The 15139-nt window shown below is 58.0% G+C and carries 12 protein-coding genes and 1 rRNA gene; 2 read left to right on the top strand and 11 right to left on the bottom strand.

Features of this window, described 5'->3' with window-relative positions:
• The first annotated feature begins 156 nt into the window (after positions 1–156).
• Positions 157–272, top strand: a 5S ribosomal RNA gene (gene rrf / locus AC0Z8Z_RS23660).
• 98 nt (positions 273–370) lie between these two features.
• On the opposite strand, the gene AC0Z8Z_RS23655 is transcribed toward rrf, so the two are convergent.
• The 11 genes from AC0Z8Z_RS23655 to AC0Z8Z_RS23605 form a co-directional block, all read right to left on the bottom strand.
• Entirely contained in the window at positions 371–871 is a 501-nt protein-coding gene (locus AC0Z8Z_RS23655) for an SRPBCC family protein (protein WP_485620723.1), read from the bottom strand.
• Between the two features lie 41 nt (positions 872–912).
• Positions 913–4365, bottom strand: a complete 3453-nt coding sequence (locus AC0Z8Z_RS23650; protein WP_485620722.1) for a non-ribosomal peptide synthetase — start codon at positions 4363–4365, stop codon at positions 913–915.
• Positions 4362–5306, bottom strand: coding sequence for a diiron oxygenase (locus tag AC0Z8Z_RS23645; protein ID WP_485620721.1), 945 nt, complete (start codon positions 5304–5306; stop codon positions 4362–4364). Before AC0Z8Z_RS23645 ends, AC0Z8Z_RS23650 begins: the two co-directional genes overlap by 4 nt.
• Before the next feature lie 49 nt (positions 5307–5355).
• Entirely contained in the window at positions 5356–6135 is a 780-nt protein-coding gene (locus tag AC0Z8Z_RS23640; protein ID WP_122536713.1) for a DUF3050 domain-containing protein, read from the bottom strand.
• A gap of 735 nt (positions 6136–6870) precedes the next feature.
• Positions 6871–7626, bottom strand: a complete 756-nt coding sequence (locus AC0Z8Z_RS23635) for a thioesterase II family protein (protein WP_122624340.1) — start codon at positions 7624–7626, stop codon at positions 6871–6873.
• 152 nt (positions 7627–7778) lie between these two features.
• On the bottom strand, positions 7779–8522 hold the full coding sequence (locus AC0Z8Z_RS23630; RefSeq protein ID WP_485620720.1) for a GntR family transcriptional regulator: 744 nt from the start codon (positions 8520–8522) through the stop codon (positions 7779–7781).
• Positions 8523–8748: 226 nt separating this feature from the next.
• Positions 8749–9753: an aldo/keto reductase gene (locus AC0Z8Z_RS23625; RefSeq protein WP_205485829.1), complete on the bottom strand. Its 1005-nt coding sequence runs from the start codon at positions 9751–9753 to the stop codon at positions 8749–8751.
• Between the two features lie 173 nt (positions 9754–9926).
• Positions 9927–11111, bottom strand: coding sequence for an MFS transporter (locus tag AC0Z8Z_RS23620; RefSeq protein ID WP_485620719.1), 1185 nt, complete (start codon positions 11109–11111; stop codon positions 9927–9929).
• A gap of 99 nt (positions 11112–11210) precedes the next feature.
• On the bottom strand, positions 11211–12032 hold the full coding sequence (locus AC0Z8Z_RS23615) for an ABC transporter substrate-binding protein (protein WP_485620718.1): 822 nt from the start codon (positions 12030–12032) through the stop codon (positions 11211–11213).
• A 22-nt stretch (positions 12033–12054) separates the two neighbouring features.
• Positions 12055–12819: an amino acid ABC transporter ATP-binding protein gene (locus AC0Z8Z_RS23610; protein ID WP_485620717.1), complete on the bottom strand. Its 765-nt coding sequence runs from the start codon at positions 12817–12819 to the stop codon at positions 12055–12057.
• Between the two features lie 21 nt (positions 12820–12840).
• Positions 12841–13719: an amino acid ABC transporter permease gene (locus tag AC0Z8Z_RS23605; protein ID WP_485620716.1), complete on the bottom strand. Its 879-nt coding sequence runs from the start codon at positions 13717–13719 to the stop codon at positions 12841–12843.
• Between the two features lie 302 nt (positions 13720–14021).
• Between AC0Z8Z_RS23605 and AC0Z8Z_RS23600 the strand changes: the two genes are divergently transcribed.
• On the top strand, positions 14022–14987 hold the full coding sequence (locus AC0Z8Z_RS23600; protein ID WP_485620715.1) for a LysR family transcriptional regulator: 966 nt from the start codon (positions 14022–14024) through the stop codon (positions 14985–14987).
• Positions 14988–15139 lie beyond the last annotated feature (152 nt).

Genomic DNA, 15139 nt, shown 5'->3' with positions numbered 1-15139 from the left:
CCGATGGTAGTGTGGGGTTTCCCCATGTGAGAGTAGGTCATCGTCAAGATTAAATTCCGAAACCCCATCTGCGAAAGCAGATGGGGTTTTGTTTTAAGTGAAGGTCATACATTTTCGCTGGAGCGTTGCGTCAGTAACGGATCGGCCACAGAATTTCTTGACGACCATAGAGTGCTGGAACCACCTGATCCCATCCCGAACTCAGCAGTGAAACGGTGCATCGCCGATGGTAGTGTGGGGTTTCCCCATGTGAGAGTAGGTCATCGTCAAGATTGAATTCCGAAACCCCAGTCTGCATACGCAGACTGGGGTTTTGTCGTTTAAAGCCTGCCGATGAACAAGCTCAGCGGGCGCGTCGCCGTCAACGCCCCTATCGCTCAAACAGCAATGGCACGTTATTCATTGCACCATCAGCAAAGCCCTGCAAAAACTCTCTGAAGCCCTCAGCGCTCATCGGGTTGTCATCTGTAGGTTCAGCAATGATGGTCCAGGTCGCAATGCAGCTGGCACTATCCTTGGGCACAACCGTCATTGAGGCCCAGAGCTTGCTGACGCCAAGATTGTTGTAAATAGTTGTCCACGTCATAGCCATCGCGTTGTCGTCGCGAGAATTGAGTTGCTCGACAACCGCAAGACCACCCTCCTTGAATTTCTTGTAACGGACTGAGCCAGGACCGTTACCGATTACTTCGATACTCGCAAGCGCCGGAATGAATTGCGTGAAACCACCGAAATCGCCTACGACCTTCCAGACCTCACCCGCTGGGGCGTTTATCGATATTGAAGACACCACCGGTGCTCCATCGGGATTGGTGATCAGCGTATCGGGCGAAAGGGAGCCGAGGGTGTTGAGCGGCTGAATAGCGTTCATGTTGTTCTCCATAACTTAAGGGGATGTTGCGTTGGGGTGTATCAGATGAAAGCAATCTCTTTCAGGTACTCGCAGCCCTTGCGCAACAGCGCCGGGGTTTTCGGGGGGTAGCACTCGCCCATTCGTTGAACACCCGCATGGGCGTTCTGATACGCGATCATCGATATGTCTCCGATGTCTTCCTCTAACCCGTCGAGGTAAAAGCCGAGCACGCCGAATAAAGCGTTCTTGCTGTCCACCCGTTTCAACTGGGTTTGCCACTCACTGACGCTGACCATTTCGAAATCGCTGCCCGCTTCACGGAACGCGCTCACGTAATTGCCCCAGCTCAACGGCTCCGGGTTATGGAGGTTGAACACTGCGTGGGCTGGCTGATAACGGCTGGCGTGAAAGCCAATGAATCGGGCGAGAAAATCGACAGGCATCAAGTCGAAGCTCATGGAGAAATCCGGGACCTGGCCCAGTTGCATCGAACCCTTGAGCATTAGCATCAGGCGATTCTTGTGCGGCTGGCAGACACCGGTCGTGCTGTTGAATGCGATGTTACCGGGCCGGTAGATGTTCACCCACGCGCCTCGGTCACGGGCTCGCTCCAGGATGCGCTCGGCGACCCACTTGGAGAGGTTGTAGCCGTTCTTGATGTAGATGGGCGGTGTCTCGGCAGCAGGCGCTTCGAGGACGCTACCGTCCGCCCCGACGGCGCTCGAGGCTGAAAGCGTCGACACGAAGTTGAACACCTTCTTGCTGCGCCCTTCGCACAGCTTCAGGCATTCGAAGATCGGCTCGACGTTATCCTTGGCCAGGGTCTCGTAATCCTGGACGTGGTTGACGTTGGCGGCGTTATGCACCAGCGCGCCAAACTCGCGATCAAGCCGCTCATACACCTCGTTGCTCAACCCCAGCTGTGGTTGCGTGACGTCGGCGGCATAAATCCGTACTCGCGCCAGATCCAGATGCTCAAGACGGTTTTCGCGCAGTGCCTGAATAAAGCGATCCTGCGCCGTCATCCCTGCGCTTTCACGTACAAGGCAGGCGACCTCGGTTGCGCCCCACGCCAACAGCGCTTCGACGATGTGAACACCGAGAAAACCATTGGCGCCCGTGACGATGACTTTATGGACGTCCCCCATGCGCTCTACAGGCAGTACCGGCAGCTCGAAGGGCGCCGATGCATCCAGAAGTGTTTGCGGGCTGACAGTCCAGGAGGTGGTGCCGTCGCTGTCGAGCAGTGACGCCAGATTGGTCAGCGTGGGTGCCTCGATGAAACGGTTGATCGGAATGCTGCGGCCGAACCCTCCGCGAATCCCCAGCAGCATCTGCGACAGCAGAATCGAGTGGCCACCCAGGTTGAAGAAGCTCTCGTCGGTTGATATCTCGCCGGGGGGGAGCTCTAGAAGGTCTGCCCACAGCGTGAGGAGGAGCCTCTCGTTTTTAGTAGCGGGCAAACGACGTGGGGCTTGCTCCAGCATGTTCACTGGCAGCTGCAACAGCGCCTTGCGATCGACCTTGCCATTGCTGGCAAACGGCATGCTCGCCAGCTCTGTGTAGGCGGTCGGCCGCATGTAGTCGGGCAACAAAGCGGCGACATGTTCCTTGAGCAAACGCCGAGCGGTGTCAGGTTCTACGCCGTGCGGTTGCGCGAGAAAAGCCAGGATGCGTCGCTGATCATCAATCACCACCGCGACTTGCCGGTACAGCTGGCTGTCGCGCAGACAATGTTCGATCTCCTCAGGCTCGACCCTGAATCCCCGGATCTTCACCTGGTTATCACGTCGACCGGACAATTCGATACCATCATCCGTCCATCTGCCGATGTCCCCGGTGCGATAGGCGCGCACGCTTTGGCCGTCACCCAGCGCGACATGCACATAGCGCTCATCGTTGAGCGCAGGGTTGTTGATGTAACCCAGGCACACGCCTGGACCGACGATGTAGAGCTCGCCGGGTGTCTGGTCCGCGACGGGCTGCATATCCTCGTCGAGGATCAACACTTGGCTGTTGGCGATCGGGCGACCCAGGTTGCGGTTGCTGCTGCCAGGTTGAAACCGGCCGGCGGTGATCAACACCGTGGCCTCAGTCGGGCCGTACAGGTTATGGAAGTGACATTGCGCTGCCAGGCGTTCGATCACAAGGGGCTCGCAGACATCACCGCCCGTGCTCAAATGCTTGAGCTTCAGTGGTCGGTCGATCGGCAGGATGCTCAACAGAGCAGGCGGCAGAAACGCGTGGCTGAGATTCTGATCCAGCAGCTCGAACAGTTGCAGCGGATCACGACGCTGATCATCGTTCGCCACGATCAGCTCCGCGCCGCTGAGGAGGGTGGGGAATATGTCGATCACCGACGAATCAAAACTCAGCGTCGAGAACTGCAGCACCCGGCTGTGCTCGGACAGCTCGACATAGCGTGCATACCAGGCCGTGAAATGGCTTAGGTTACGCTGACTCAGCATCACGCCTTTCGGGTGTCCGGTCGTACCTGAGGTGTACAGCGCCATGCAGGGCGCGTTGACCTCAGGGCACTGTCGCATCAGCGACTGCGGCGTAGGCACAATCTCGATATGACTGATGTCCAGACCGGGCACTACAACACCCGCCAACGGATGACTCCCATCGTGCAGCAGCAACACGGCATTGGCGTTTTCGAGGATGTACTGTTGACGCTGTAGAGGCTGGCTAGGGTCCAACGGCAGGTACACCGCTCCGTTGCCCAAAATGCCAAGGATCCCGGCGAACAGCGCCGCAGATTTTGGCATACAAATGCCGATCACCAGCGGTTCAGCTGTTGCGTGCTGCAGCATGGCCGGTATCTGCTTCTGGATCGCGACGCTGTGTGCGCGCAGTTGGTCATAGCTGATGCGCTCGCCGTCGATATTCAGCGCAGTGCGCTTGGCGAATTCGCTGAAGCTCCGATCAAGGCGTACTACCAATGGCTGCTCTGCGATGCTCAGCAGTTCTGGCTCGTCGGTGAAGTTGAAGCAATGCTCGAAGGCCAGTCGGTCCAGCCGCAGCAGGCTTTCCTGACGTTCACTGTGGGGCGGGTCAACGTGCTCGGCGCGGGCGAAATACTCGGTATCACGCGAGAACCGGCTGACCAGCATCGCTACGTTGTCGACCAGCGTCGCGACCGCCGCGTCCCGCAACACGCATCCGTTGCCGGAAGACGTGGCGACCACGGCATGGCGCGCAATCAGGCGCTGCGCTGTAGCCGTCCCGAGCCAGCATACTAATTCCAGCTCAGGCAGTGCCCGCTCACCCACCGGTGTCAGGCTTACCCGGAGCCCAAGATGCACGGCTGCCTCAAATGCGTCCAATCCGGCATGTGGCACGTCGAGTGTTCCGTCTTCAATGAAGACTGACGCGTCCTTCACCTCGCTCAGCTCCAGCGTGGCCTGATCGCGTAGGTGGTGAATCAGATGGCCGTGGGCGTCAAGCTCTGCACTCAATTCACTCATCGCCTGGCTGTGACCGATGAGCACAATCTCCAAGCGCTTCATTGCAAGGCTCCGACAGGGAGATAGTCGGCAAGGGCGTGCTGCACGCAGGGGGATTCAAGCATCGAGCTGGCGGTGAAGAAACGCATGATGTTGCCCACCAGCGGATGGTGGCGATTGATCGGGAAGCACATCGCCTGCGTCTCGTCCCTCAGCGCTTGTTTGATCGGTTCTGCGACCGGCAGGCTGTTGATCAGAACGAAATCAAAAGACTTCTGGATGTCATTGGTCAAATACTGAGCAATGAATACCGGGAGGACCTGCGCAATAAGCTGCTTGTCCTTTTCTGGAGCTGCATGCCAGTAGATCCTGACCAGACGCGACCAGAAGCCGGAATGCCGCCCTTCATCGAGCAGATGGTCCGCCATAAGGCCTTTGACGGACTGCTTCACCGAGTCGTCTTTGGCGAACGCGGCCACGTCGTTGGTCACGGTGTTCTCGGCAATCGCCACGCAGATGAGCTCGACCGCGCTGCGCAGGTGGTGAGGCGCCAATGCCAGAGCAGCGGGGATGGCCCGGCTGAGTTCAATTTCCGCCGGCAAGGGGATCGGCTGGATGCCGGTCAACGCGATGGTTTGTTGCATGAAGTCCATTGCCACCAGCGCGTGGTAATCCTCATCGACGACCACGGTCATGGCGTCGTACCTGCAGGCGAAAGGAAAGCGGATCGCGAAGTTGTCTTTGGCGATGCTTCGGGCGGTCTTGTCGACGATTTCGGTCTCGAAAATCACCACGTCGTTGATGAACTTGTACAGGCTCTGCACCAGCGCCAGATCGCGCAGATGGGCGCATTCGCGAGTGAACGTCTCGCTCAGCACCAGTGGCTGACGGCTGAGCGGGTAGATCAGTTTTTCGTCGTTTTCGACGATGCGGCGCGGGCGTGTCCGAATCGTCGCGCGGCCTTCCCAGGCATCGACGAATGACAGGTAGTCTTCGGCTTTCATGATGGCGTCCTTGTGTGGAGGGCTGGTCGGTTGCGAACGTGTGCCAGGCTCAAGCGCTGACTTCCCGCACTGGTTCGCGCATGGTCAGGCGCAGGGCATCCCATAGCGCAATGCGGCTCTCGACTGCGGCGATGGCGGCGACATACACCTCGCGCTGATGCCGTTCATTGCCCGCGACCAGCCTGGCCAGCAGGTCTTCGGCCGCCGGACCGTGGTCTTCGGAGTCCACTTCAATGTGGCGTTCCAGGTAGTAGCGAAAGGTCGGTGCCTTATCGGCGGTGATGCCCCAGTCGTCGAGAATCCGCTGGAACATCTGTGGGATAACGCTCTCGCGGCCGTGCAGGAACGCGGCGGCGACGCAATGCGCCGGCGCGTTCAAGGCAATGTCGAGGGTATCGCGGACGAAGTGAGTGGCCGCTCGGCCTGCGCCGACGCTGTTCAGCGCCGTTTTGTAGTGAACGCCTTCGCGCAACAGTCCGACGAACTGCTCGATGCGCGCCGTGCTGGCGCCGATCTCGCGCATGGCGTCCAGATAGAGCTCGAAGTGGCTGTAATGATCGTGGCGGCCCGGCCTGTCATCTGACTCCTCACCCAACACGATTTCGTTGATGAGCCGCGCTGCCTTCGGGTCTCGCGGCGGCAACCAGGGGAGTCGGGTGCAGGTCAGTTCCTGCTGCAGCCGTTTGGTCAGTGACATGAAGTCCCAGACCGCGAACACATGCACCTCCATGAACCGCTGCAGAGCGTGCAGTGAATCAATTTCGGAAAAAACAGGGTGCGCGCTGAGCACTGATTTCTTTGCGATAAGTTGCTGTTTTAACAGATCCATTTTTACGTCCTTGATGAGATTGAGTACGTCACAAACTCTTTTAATTGCCGCAATTAGCGGTCGTCTTAAGTGCCCGTATAAGAGCGACTGAAACGGACTCCCGTAACTATCGGGCAATAAGAGACTGCGAACGTTACTTCGTTAATGGTCAACAACCGTGCAGGATTTAATAAGGCATGCTCACGTGGTCTATGCCCTCGCTGACCAGCGGTTATGGGCGAATGGCCGATAAGCGTTGGCGGCCAGAAAACGTTAGAACAGTTTCAAATGGTTTCGCAAATACTTTTTAATATAATTAATAGCGCATAAAAATCCGACATGAGTGAAGGCAATAAAACTTTTGAATAAAGTTTTATTGGGGCGAGCGCAACCCTTCCGGCTTATTAGAGCCAGAATTGAAATTAATGAACGAATACCTCGTTCAGCGTTGCGCTTTATTGGGCTAATACACTTTTTGAGATTTTTTGGTTTGGGCGACATTTAGGGTTTAACTTCAATGTCTCCGCCCAGGGCAATGCTCCTTTTACCGCTCCATGAGAACTGCCTGTCCTGAACCGGCTGCAGACCGATTCGTTGTTCGAGTTTGCCTGAACACGGCGGTACACCGCGTAACGACGGCCAAGTTTCACGATAGGTGCATTAGCGGCGCTCGGCCCAAGCGTGGCGCGGCGGCTTTTAGTCGTAGGAGAGGTTAGAAGGGGGGCTTAAAGAGTCGATGCAGTGGGAGAGGGCGGCTCAGCCGCCCAGCAAACCGAGGTGCGTATTGATGATGTGCAGCAGACGGTCGCGTTGCGAGCTGAGAAAGTCATGAGTGCCGCGCACTTCGATCAGCTCAAATTCCCGCCGAGTGAACTCACGCCATTTCATCATGCTTGCGGCCGTAGCGACCGGATCATCGCTGCCGTACAGACCGGTCAACGGAATATCGAGGCCCTCGTCCGCGCAGTGTGACCAGATCTCCGACAGCTTTACATCGCTGCGCACGACAGGCTCCAGCAGCTTCAGGCGTTTTTTATCCTGCGCGAAAGTGTTCGGGACCACGCCCAACCTGATTAGCGCCTGAATGAAATCGTCTTGCGGCAGCGTGTGCAAATACGGCCAGGGTTGTCGGCTGTCAGGGCTACGGCAGCCGGAAACGAACAAATGACGTGTCAGACTCGGGTAGTGATTCTGCGCCAGTCTGGCCATTTCATAAGCGACCCGGCCGCCGAAGCTGTGGCCATAAAACGCATGGGGTTCGCTCAGGTAGGGCTGCAACGCGAGGAAGGTGTCTTGCAGCAAGGGTGCCCATTGATCGTAGGGCGTTTCCTTGAGCCGGCTGCCGTGGCCGGGCAGGCGCAGCGTTACCAGCTCGATGTGATCGGCAAGGCCTTCGGACCAGTCACGAAAGTGCTCCGGATCGCCTCCGACATGAGGGAAGCAAATCAGACGTGTTCTGACGGGTTGTCCGGAATTGACCACCATCAGCCATTTGTTCTTTTCGGCGTGCACTCAGCTTCCCCGAGCCTTGAAAAGGCGTCATAACCGTGGAGCCGGGTCCTTCGGCGCATACGCCGTCATGAACGGCGTCCGTTGATCCCTTGTGCTTTTCGGCCAATCAGGCAGTGGCGCGCAAGGTCGAGATTAAAAAACAGCAGTGAATGTCACTGGGTGACGGCGCGCTTTCGTGGGGCCGCTGCAGGTTTTGCCTCTTCGGCCTTGCGGGCACTCAAATAGGCATTAATAGCTTCAACACCACGGTTCAAGTGGTGAGTCAGCGCCTCGACCGTAGCGTTGACATCACCGGCGGCGGCCATCTCAAGCAACTCAAGGTGGTCGTGCTGGGACACCTTGCCCAGGTTCATTTGCTTGAGATTGAATCGCAGGAAACGCTCTTCCTCGTTCAAGCCGTCCTCGACCAATTTGAGCAGGCGGGTATTGTGGGCCTTGGAATACAGCACCATGTGGAACTGACGGTTGAGCGTGCCCATGATGCTGTAGTCGGTTTCGACCTCGAGCTGTTCGATGTACCCACGCGCCATGCTGATGTCTTCGGCGGTCAGAAGCGGGATTGACTGTCGCAGGGCCTCGGACTCCAGCAGGATGCGCAACGCATAGGCATCCGTTGCATCCTCGTTGATCAACGGGGCAACGACCGCACCTTTGTGGGTTTCGACACGCAGCAACGATTGAGCTTCCAGCTGCCGCAGCGCCTCGCGAACGGGCATGCGACTGACACCGAAAAGGGTCGCCAGCTCTTGCTGGCGCAAGGCGATTCCTGCCGGGAGACGTCCTTCAAGGATGGCGCTGCGCAGCTTTTCTTCGATGACGGTACGGGCCAGATGCGCAGGCGGCTGCTCATCACCCAGGGTTTCCCGCAGAAATTGCTCTTTCTCAGTCCTGCGCATGCTTGATCTTCTTCAGCTGAACAGTTATTGGATCCAATGGAACACTAGAGACCCATTGTGGCCTTGTCAAACTTTGATACAAGTCTGGCAGGCAGTCTCGGCGCGGCATTCTACAAGGGATTGCGCGTGCAGGTACTGCCATCAATCGGGATTGGGACCGCGATGTCCAGCCTCGCTTACGGACTTCGTTTGCAGCACTTGAGGCCGGCTTCTCAGTCGATCGGTATCAGGTATAACGGCCTGTTACGAAATGCTGCACATCGTTGAAACCTGGCGTGGATGCATGTCCGGGTGTCACAAGGGAGTCGATGAACGCCTCGTCCTCGGCAGTGATGTTCACGCTGAGCGCCTTGGTGTAGCTGTCCCATTGGTCCTCGGTGCGCGGCCCGACAATGGCAGACGTCACGGCCTGATTGTTCAGCACCCAGGCGATAGCGAATTCCACCAGACCCACGCCCTTGGCCTGGGTATACGCCTGAAGTTTCTGAGCGATGTGCAACGACTCGCTGCGCCATTCGGTTTCCAAAATGCGCTTGTCCTGACGGCCGGCGCGGGTGCTGCTGTCCGGCGTTACGTCGGGGGCGTACTTGCCACTCAACACGCCACGCGCCAGCGGGCTGTAGGGCACGACGCCCAAGCCATAGAACTTCGCCGCTGTGATCTGCTCCAGTTCGGCCTGGCGGTTGACGATGTTGTACAGCGGCTGGCTGATCACTGGTTTGTCGACGCCCAGGCGCTGAGCGACGTTAACCACCTCGGCGATACGCCAGCCGCGGAAGTTTGACACGCCCCAGTACCGGATCTTGCCTTCGCGAATCAGATCGCCGATGGCGGACACAGTCACTTCGAGTGGCGTGTTGTGATCTTCCTTGTGCAGGTAATGAATGTCGATGTAATCGGTGTCGAGACGCCGCAGGCTGGCCTCGATTTCATTGAAGATGTGCTTGCGATTCAAACCGCTGGTGTTCGGTGCAGTGTTGCCCGAGCTGCTGCCGACCTTGGTGGCGAGGATCCACTCGCTACGCCGTCTGGCGATGGCCTCGCCAACGATTTCCTCAGACCGGCCGGCGTTGTAGACGTTGGCCGTGTCGATGAAATTGACGCCTTCATCCCAGGCCTTGTCGATGATGCGCAGGGATTCTTCGGTGCCGGTCTGCACGCCAAACATCATGGAGCCCAGTGTCAGCGTTGAAACCTGGAGGCCGGATTGGCCAAGGGTGCGGTATTTCATTGCTCGATATCCTTTTCGTCGGGGAAGTGGAAATCAGGACAGTCTGGGACAAGCTTGCAAGGGGTCTCGTAAAGACCGATCAGACCGACAGCTCTAGGCCGGACATACTCACCTGTTTGGGCAGCGTTTGAAAAGTGACAAATTGACGGAACTGCATGTCGCCGAGCGCAGGGTCAGAGGGAGATGTCAGCGTGAGTGAGCTTCGCGTGTCGCCCGGCCAGAAAGCACAATGTACCGCCCACCACAGTCAGGGACGCGAGGACGTAAAACATGGTTGGCGCGGGGCTATTGATCAATAAGTAGCCACAGATAACCGGGCTTAACGCTCCGCCGAAGGCCGCCAGATTCTGCGCACCCAAGTAACTGCCGCGAAGGTGATCGGGCGCAATGGTGTCGACGAACAGGTATTCGGCGGGGTAGATGATCATCTCGCCCAGCGTAAAGACGAACATCGCAGCGCACCAGGCCAGGGTGGTTTCGGCAAAACTGAAGCCAACAAGGCCGATCGCGAACAATGCAGTGCCGAGGCAAATCCAGTAGGGCAGTTGCTCGCGCTTGAGAAAACGGCCGATCTGGTACTGCATCACAATGACCGTCAGCGCGTTGCACGCCAATACGGCTGACAAGATTTTCAGCGCCTGCTCCGCCGTGTGCGTGACCAGCAGAAACTGCGACAAGTACAACGTATACCGGCCATGGACGATGGTGCTGAGCAAGCTGCCGCCCGTGAACAGGATCAGCGTGCGATCGTTTTTCAGCGTGACCAGGGTGTCGATAAAGCTGCGCGGTAGGTATTCGGTTTCAGCCGCTGTGCGCGGAATGCCGAGCATCAAAAAAAGGCTGCAGAACGCGATGGCGCTGGCGATAAAAAACGGTGCCAGTGGCAGGTGCCCGGCGATGACCACGCCGAGCATCGGGCCGGTCGCGTAGCCAATGTTGGTGAGGGTGTAGCGCAGCGAGAAAACCTTTGCGCGCTGTCCAATGGGCAGGTTTTCGCTGATGATTGCTTTGGAGCCGATTAGAAACAGCGCCGAAGCCGTTTCAGTGATGACCAGCGTAAGGGTCGTCAGATAGACGTTGTGGGCGAAGGTCAGTAGCGCGAAGCCGACGGCGCTGGACAGCATCGCCAGGATCAGCAATTTGCGCTTTTCCAGCCGGTCAATGACGTAGCCACCGTACAGCCCCAGCAGCGTGGCGATGAACACCGCGATGCCCATCAGCAGTCCGACGTCTTGCTGGTTGAGTCCCAATCTTGTGCTGAGGAACAGCGACAGCAACGGGCTGGTCATCGCTCGGCTCATGATGATGGTCAGCGAGCAGATCATCAACCGGCGGATGACGAGGGAGTAGGTGGCCACTGTCGTTTCTTCCGTCCTTGTTAGAGCCTTGGCGTAATCCTTTGCGGGAGCACCGGTATGGCACTCCCACATGAGCGGTCGTTGCTGATCGACCGTCTACTAGTGCCCCTGATTCATGCCGACCTTGGTCACCGCGCCCTGTTCCAGCTCCCACTTCTTGAGGATCTTGCCGTAGGTACCGTCATCCACCATCGCCTGCATCGCCTCGGCGATGGCCGCCGCCAGTTCAGGGTTGGACTTGCTGACGCCCAGGCCGGTGAACTGCTTCGAGATCGCCAGACCAAGCGGCTTGTAGGTGTCCTTCTCCTGGGACATCAGGTATGGAATGGTTTCGCTGCCTTGCATCGCGGCGTCGAGTCGGCCCTGACGCAGTTGCGCGCGTGCATCCGCCGACCCTTCCGAGCCGCTGACGATGATCGCCGGCTTGCCGTTCGCTTCGCAGTTTTCTTTACTCCAGGCCGCGATTTCCGCCGGCCAGGTGGTACGGCGGCTGGTGCCGACTTTCTTGCCGCACAAATCAACCGGCTCATTCAGGTCAGCGTTTTTAGTCAGTGTGTACAGCTGTGGGCCGCTGGCGAAGTAGTCGATGAATGTCACCGACTTTTGCCGTTCGACCGTGTCGGTCATGCCCGACAGAATGATATCGAAGCGTTTGGTTACCAGGCCGCTGACCATCTGCTCGAACGCGGTTTCCTGCCATTTGATCTTGACGCCAAGGCGCTCGGCCAAGGCGTTGCCGAGATCCACATCGAGGCCGGTCAGCGTGTTGGTGCTGGTGTCTTTGAAATCCATCGGCGGGTAATTAGGGACGATGGCAGCGGTGATTTCGCCCTTCTCCTTGAGGCTGGCGGGCAACGCGGCGAACACCGACGCAGAGGCAATCAGACCGGCGAGCAAGCTGGGGATGAGGATCTTTTTCATGGTCGTTCTCGTTTGTTCTGGTTTAAGTGCGAACGGCAGAAATGAAGCTTTGGGTTCTAGGGTTTTGTGGGCTTATTAGAATGTCTTCCGGGGTGCCGGCCTCCACAATCTGGCCGCCGTCCATGAACACCATCCGGTTGGAAACTTCGCGGGCAAAGCCCAGTTCGTGTGTCACCACGATCATGGTCATGCCGCTGTGCGCCAGGTCACGCATGACCGACAACACCTCGCCCACCAACTCCGGATCGAGGGCGGAAGTGGGTTCGTCGAACAGCATCAGCTTGGGCCGCATCGCCAGTGCGCGAGCGATCGCGACACGCTGTTGCTGGCCGCCGGAGAGCTCGACGGGATAGGAATGACGCTTGTCCGCCAGCCCGACACGGGCCAGCAACTCGGTGGCTTCCTCGGTGGCCTCTTTGGGCGAGCGCTTGAGCACCTGGATCGGGCCCTCGATCACGTTCTGCAAAGCAGTCATGTGCGGGAAGAGATTGAAGCGCTGAAACACCATGCCGGTGCACAAACGCTGACGGGCGATCTGAGCATCCGTCAGTTCGTGCAGTTTGTTGCCGACGATGCGGTAGCCCACCAGTTCGCCGTCGACCCACAAACCGCCCTTGTCGATTTTTTCGAGCTGATTGACGCAACGCAGCAGGGTGCTCTTGCCCGAGCCCGAGGGCCCGATGATGCACAGGACTTCGCCTTGTTCGACTTCAATGCTGACGTCTTTGAGGGCGTGGAACTGATCGTAGTATTTGTTCAGGCCGACGGCTTTGACGATGTTTCTCATGTTCACTCTCCTGGGCCTGACTTACGAACGCTTGCCGGCGCCGCGGGCAAAACGCAGCTCCAGCCGGCTTTGGCCGAACGACAGGACCGTCACCACTGCCAAGTACCAGATGCCCGCGACGATCAGCAACTCCATGACCCGGGCGTTGGCGTAGTAGATGTTCTGCGCGTTGTGCAGCAATTCGGAATACTGGATGACGCTGGCCAGGCTGGTCATCTTCACCATGCCGATGAATTCGTTGCCGACCGGCGGGATGATTACGCGCATGGCCTGGGGCAGGATCACCCGGCGCAGAGCCTGCAGGCGCGGCATGCCGATCGACTTGGCGGCTTCGTACTGACCGGTGTCCACGGACAGCAAGCCTGCGCGCACGACCTCTGCGGTGTACGCGCCCTGATTGATGCTCAGGCCCAGCAGTGCAGCAACGAAGGGTGTCATCAGGCTGACCGTGTCGATCTCGAACACGCCGGGAATGCCGATGACCGGGAAGATAAGCGCCAGGTTAAACCACAGCAGCAACTGCAGAATCAACGGCGTGCCGCGAAACAGCCAGGTGTAGGTGATCGCGACGTAACGCAAAATCGGATTTGCCGACATGCGCATGATGGCCGTGACCACGCCGATCACCACCCCAAGCACCATCGCCAGAATCGACATGACGATCGTGTTCAGCAGTCCCCACAGAATGGCCTCTGAAGTCAGGAACTGGCCGATGTAACTCCACTCGATCTGCCCGTTGGCAAACGCACGGGCCAGGCCGGCGAGTGCAACAATAATCAGGGTCGCGAAGAAAATGCGCCCGTAATAGCGGCGTGGGACGTGTTCGTACTGGGTGATGTCGAACGCGTTTTCGGTATTTCTGCGCTCGGCTTGCAGCTGCTCCGCCTGATTCTGATTCATGTGTCTCTCCGAAGCTGTGTGCAGACCGCGCCTGCCTGATCTGGGCAACCCTACCCAGCCTCCGCCGCAACGCAGGCCCGCCGCTGCAGCATGGAATCGTCCTGGATAGAGGGCAGTTACGAATTTAAAGTCCTGATCAAAGTGTCAGGTTATTTAATGTTGGATCCGCTTTCGGCCTATGTAGCGAAGTGCCGCGTGCGCGGTTGCCAATCAGGTTTTTCTGTGTTCATTATTATCAACCGGGCACGTATTTGTTGTGAGTCAGAGCCTGTTGAATCCAATAGGCGAGGTCAATAAGCATTATGGAAACTCCACTTTCCAATTCTGGAAACGTGCCGCCTAAACCGGGAATGCGACCCCCTCTTACTCTCAGCGGAATGGACTTCAAGCTGTTGCGGGTGTTTCAGGCCGTTGTGGAGGCGGGTGGCTTCAGCGCCGCCCAGAACGAGCTGAACGTGGGCCTTGCAGCCATCAGCAAGCAGATTTCCGACCTCGAAATTCGTATCGGCATGCGCCTCTGTACACGAGGCCGGGAAGGGTTTCATCTCACTGAAGAGGGCAAGCTTGTCTATCAGGCGGCTATCGAATTGTTCGCCTCGGTGGACAGTTTCCGCGACCGGATTAGTTCAGCGCAAAACGAGTTGATTGGCGATTTGAGTATCGGCGTAATTGATAACACCCTGACCGATGAAAGTTCGCCGCTCATTGCCGCGCTTAGAGCAATGCACGATGAAGCGCCCAAAGTCAGACTGCGCCTGCAAGCGTCTCAACTGGATGAAGTCGAGCGCGCAATGGTCGAAGGGCGCGTGAGTCTTGGCATCGTGCCGGTGTATCAGCGGCGCGAAGAGTTTGATTATTTCGAGCTGTACGAAGAGACCTCCCACGCCTATTGCGCAGTAGGGCATCCGCTGTTCGAGGCGGATGAAAGCACCCTGGGCATCGATAGCCTGCGCGCATTCGATATCGTGAACCATCGCTATGCGATTCATCGCGACAAGGCGAGCTTTGTTAATTCGGACAGCCAGTGCGCATCAGCCTCTCAGGTAGAAGCGGTGGCCATGATGATCCTGACCGGCCGCTTCATCGGCTTTCTCCCCGAGCACTACACGCGCAATCTGATCCGCGACGGCCTACTCCGCGCCTTGCGCCCCGACCTGATCTTCCTGCGCACGCCCGTCAACCTCATCCTGAGACACAACGCCCCACGAAGCCCGCTGGTCAAGGCGTTCGCGCGGGCGTTGGGGGTGGATTTGCGGGTTGGGGTGTAGCGTAACTATCACGCGATTGCCGCGAACGTGAGCCCGATGGCGTGCAGCCAACACCGTCCCTGTGGGAGTGAGCTTGCTCGCGAAGCCGCCTTTTCGAGCGCGGGAGATTTGGCAGATGTGCCAACCTCATCGCGAGCAAGCGCGCTCCTACA

This window comes from Pseudomonas sp. 1L-C-7-B-C1 (assembly GCF_057291635.1).
Note: the sequence above shows the minus strand (reverse complement) of the source record. Positions and strands in the feature narration are given on the sequence as shown.

Bases quoted from the DNA above. Each gene is read 5' to 3' on its own strand.
- AC0Z8Z_RS23600 (WP_485620715.1), top strand. From the start codon at position 14,022: ATGGAAACTCCACTTTCCAATTCTGGAAACGTGCCGCCTAAACCGGGA.
- AC0Z8Z_RS23630 (WP_485620720.1), bottom strand. From the start codon at position 8,522: ATGCGCAGGACTGAGAAAGAGCAATTTCTGCGGGAAACCCTGGGTGAT.
- AC0Z8Z_RS23625 (WP_205485829.1), bottom strand. From the start codon at position 9,753: ATGAAATACCGCACCCTTGGCCAATCCGGCCTCCAGGTTTCAACGCTG.
- AC0Z8Z_RS23655 (WP_485620723.1), bottom strand. From the start codon at position 871: ATGAACGCTATTCAGCCGCTCAACACCCTCGGCTCCCTTTCGCCCGAT.
- AC0Z8Z_RS23650 (WP_485620722.1), bottom strand. From the start codon at position 4,365: ATGAAGCGCTTGGAGATTGTGCTCATCGGTCACAGCCAGGCGATGAGT.
- AC0Z8Z_RS23610 (WP_485620717.1), bottom strand. From the start codon at position 12,819: ATGAGAAACATCGTCAAAGCCGTCGGCCTGAACAAATACTACGATCAG.
- AC0Z8Z_RS23605 (WP_485620716.1), bottom strand. From the start codon at position 13,719: ATGAATCAGAATCAGGCGGAGCAGCTGCAAGCCGAGCGCAGAAATACC.
- AC0Z8Z_RS23640 (WP_122536713.1), bottom strand. From the start codon at position 6,135: ATGGATCTGTTAAAACAGCAACTTATCGCAAAGAAATCAGTGCTCAGC.
- AC0Z8Z_RS23645 (WP_485620721.1), bottom strand. From the start codon at position 5,306: ATGAAAGCCGAAGACTACCTGTCATTCGTCGATGCCTGGGAAGGCCGC.
- AC0Z8Z_RS23615 (WP_485620718.1), bottom strand. From the start codon at position 12,032: ATGAAAAAGATCCTCATCCCCAGCTTGCTCGCCGGTCTGATTGCCTCT.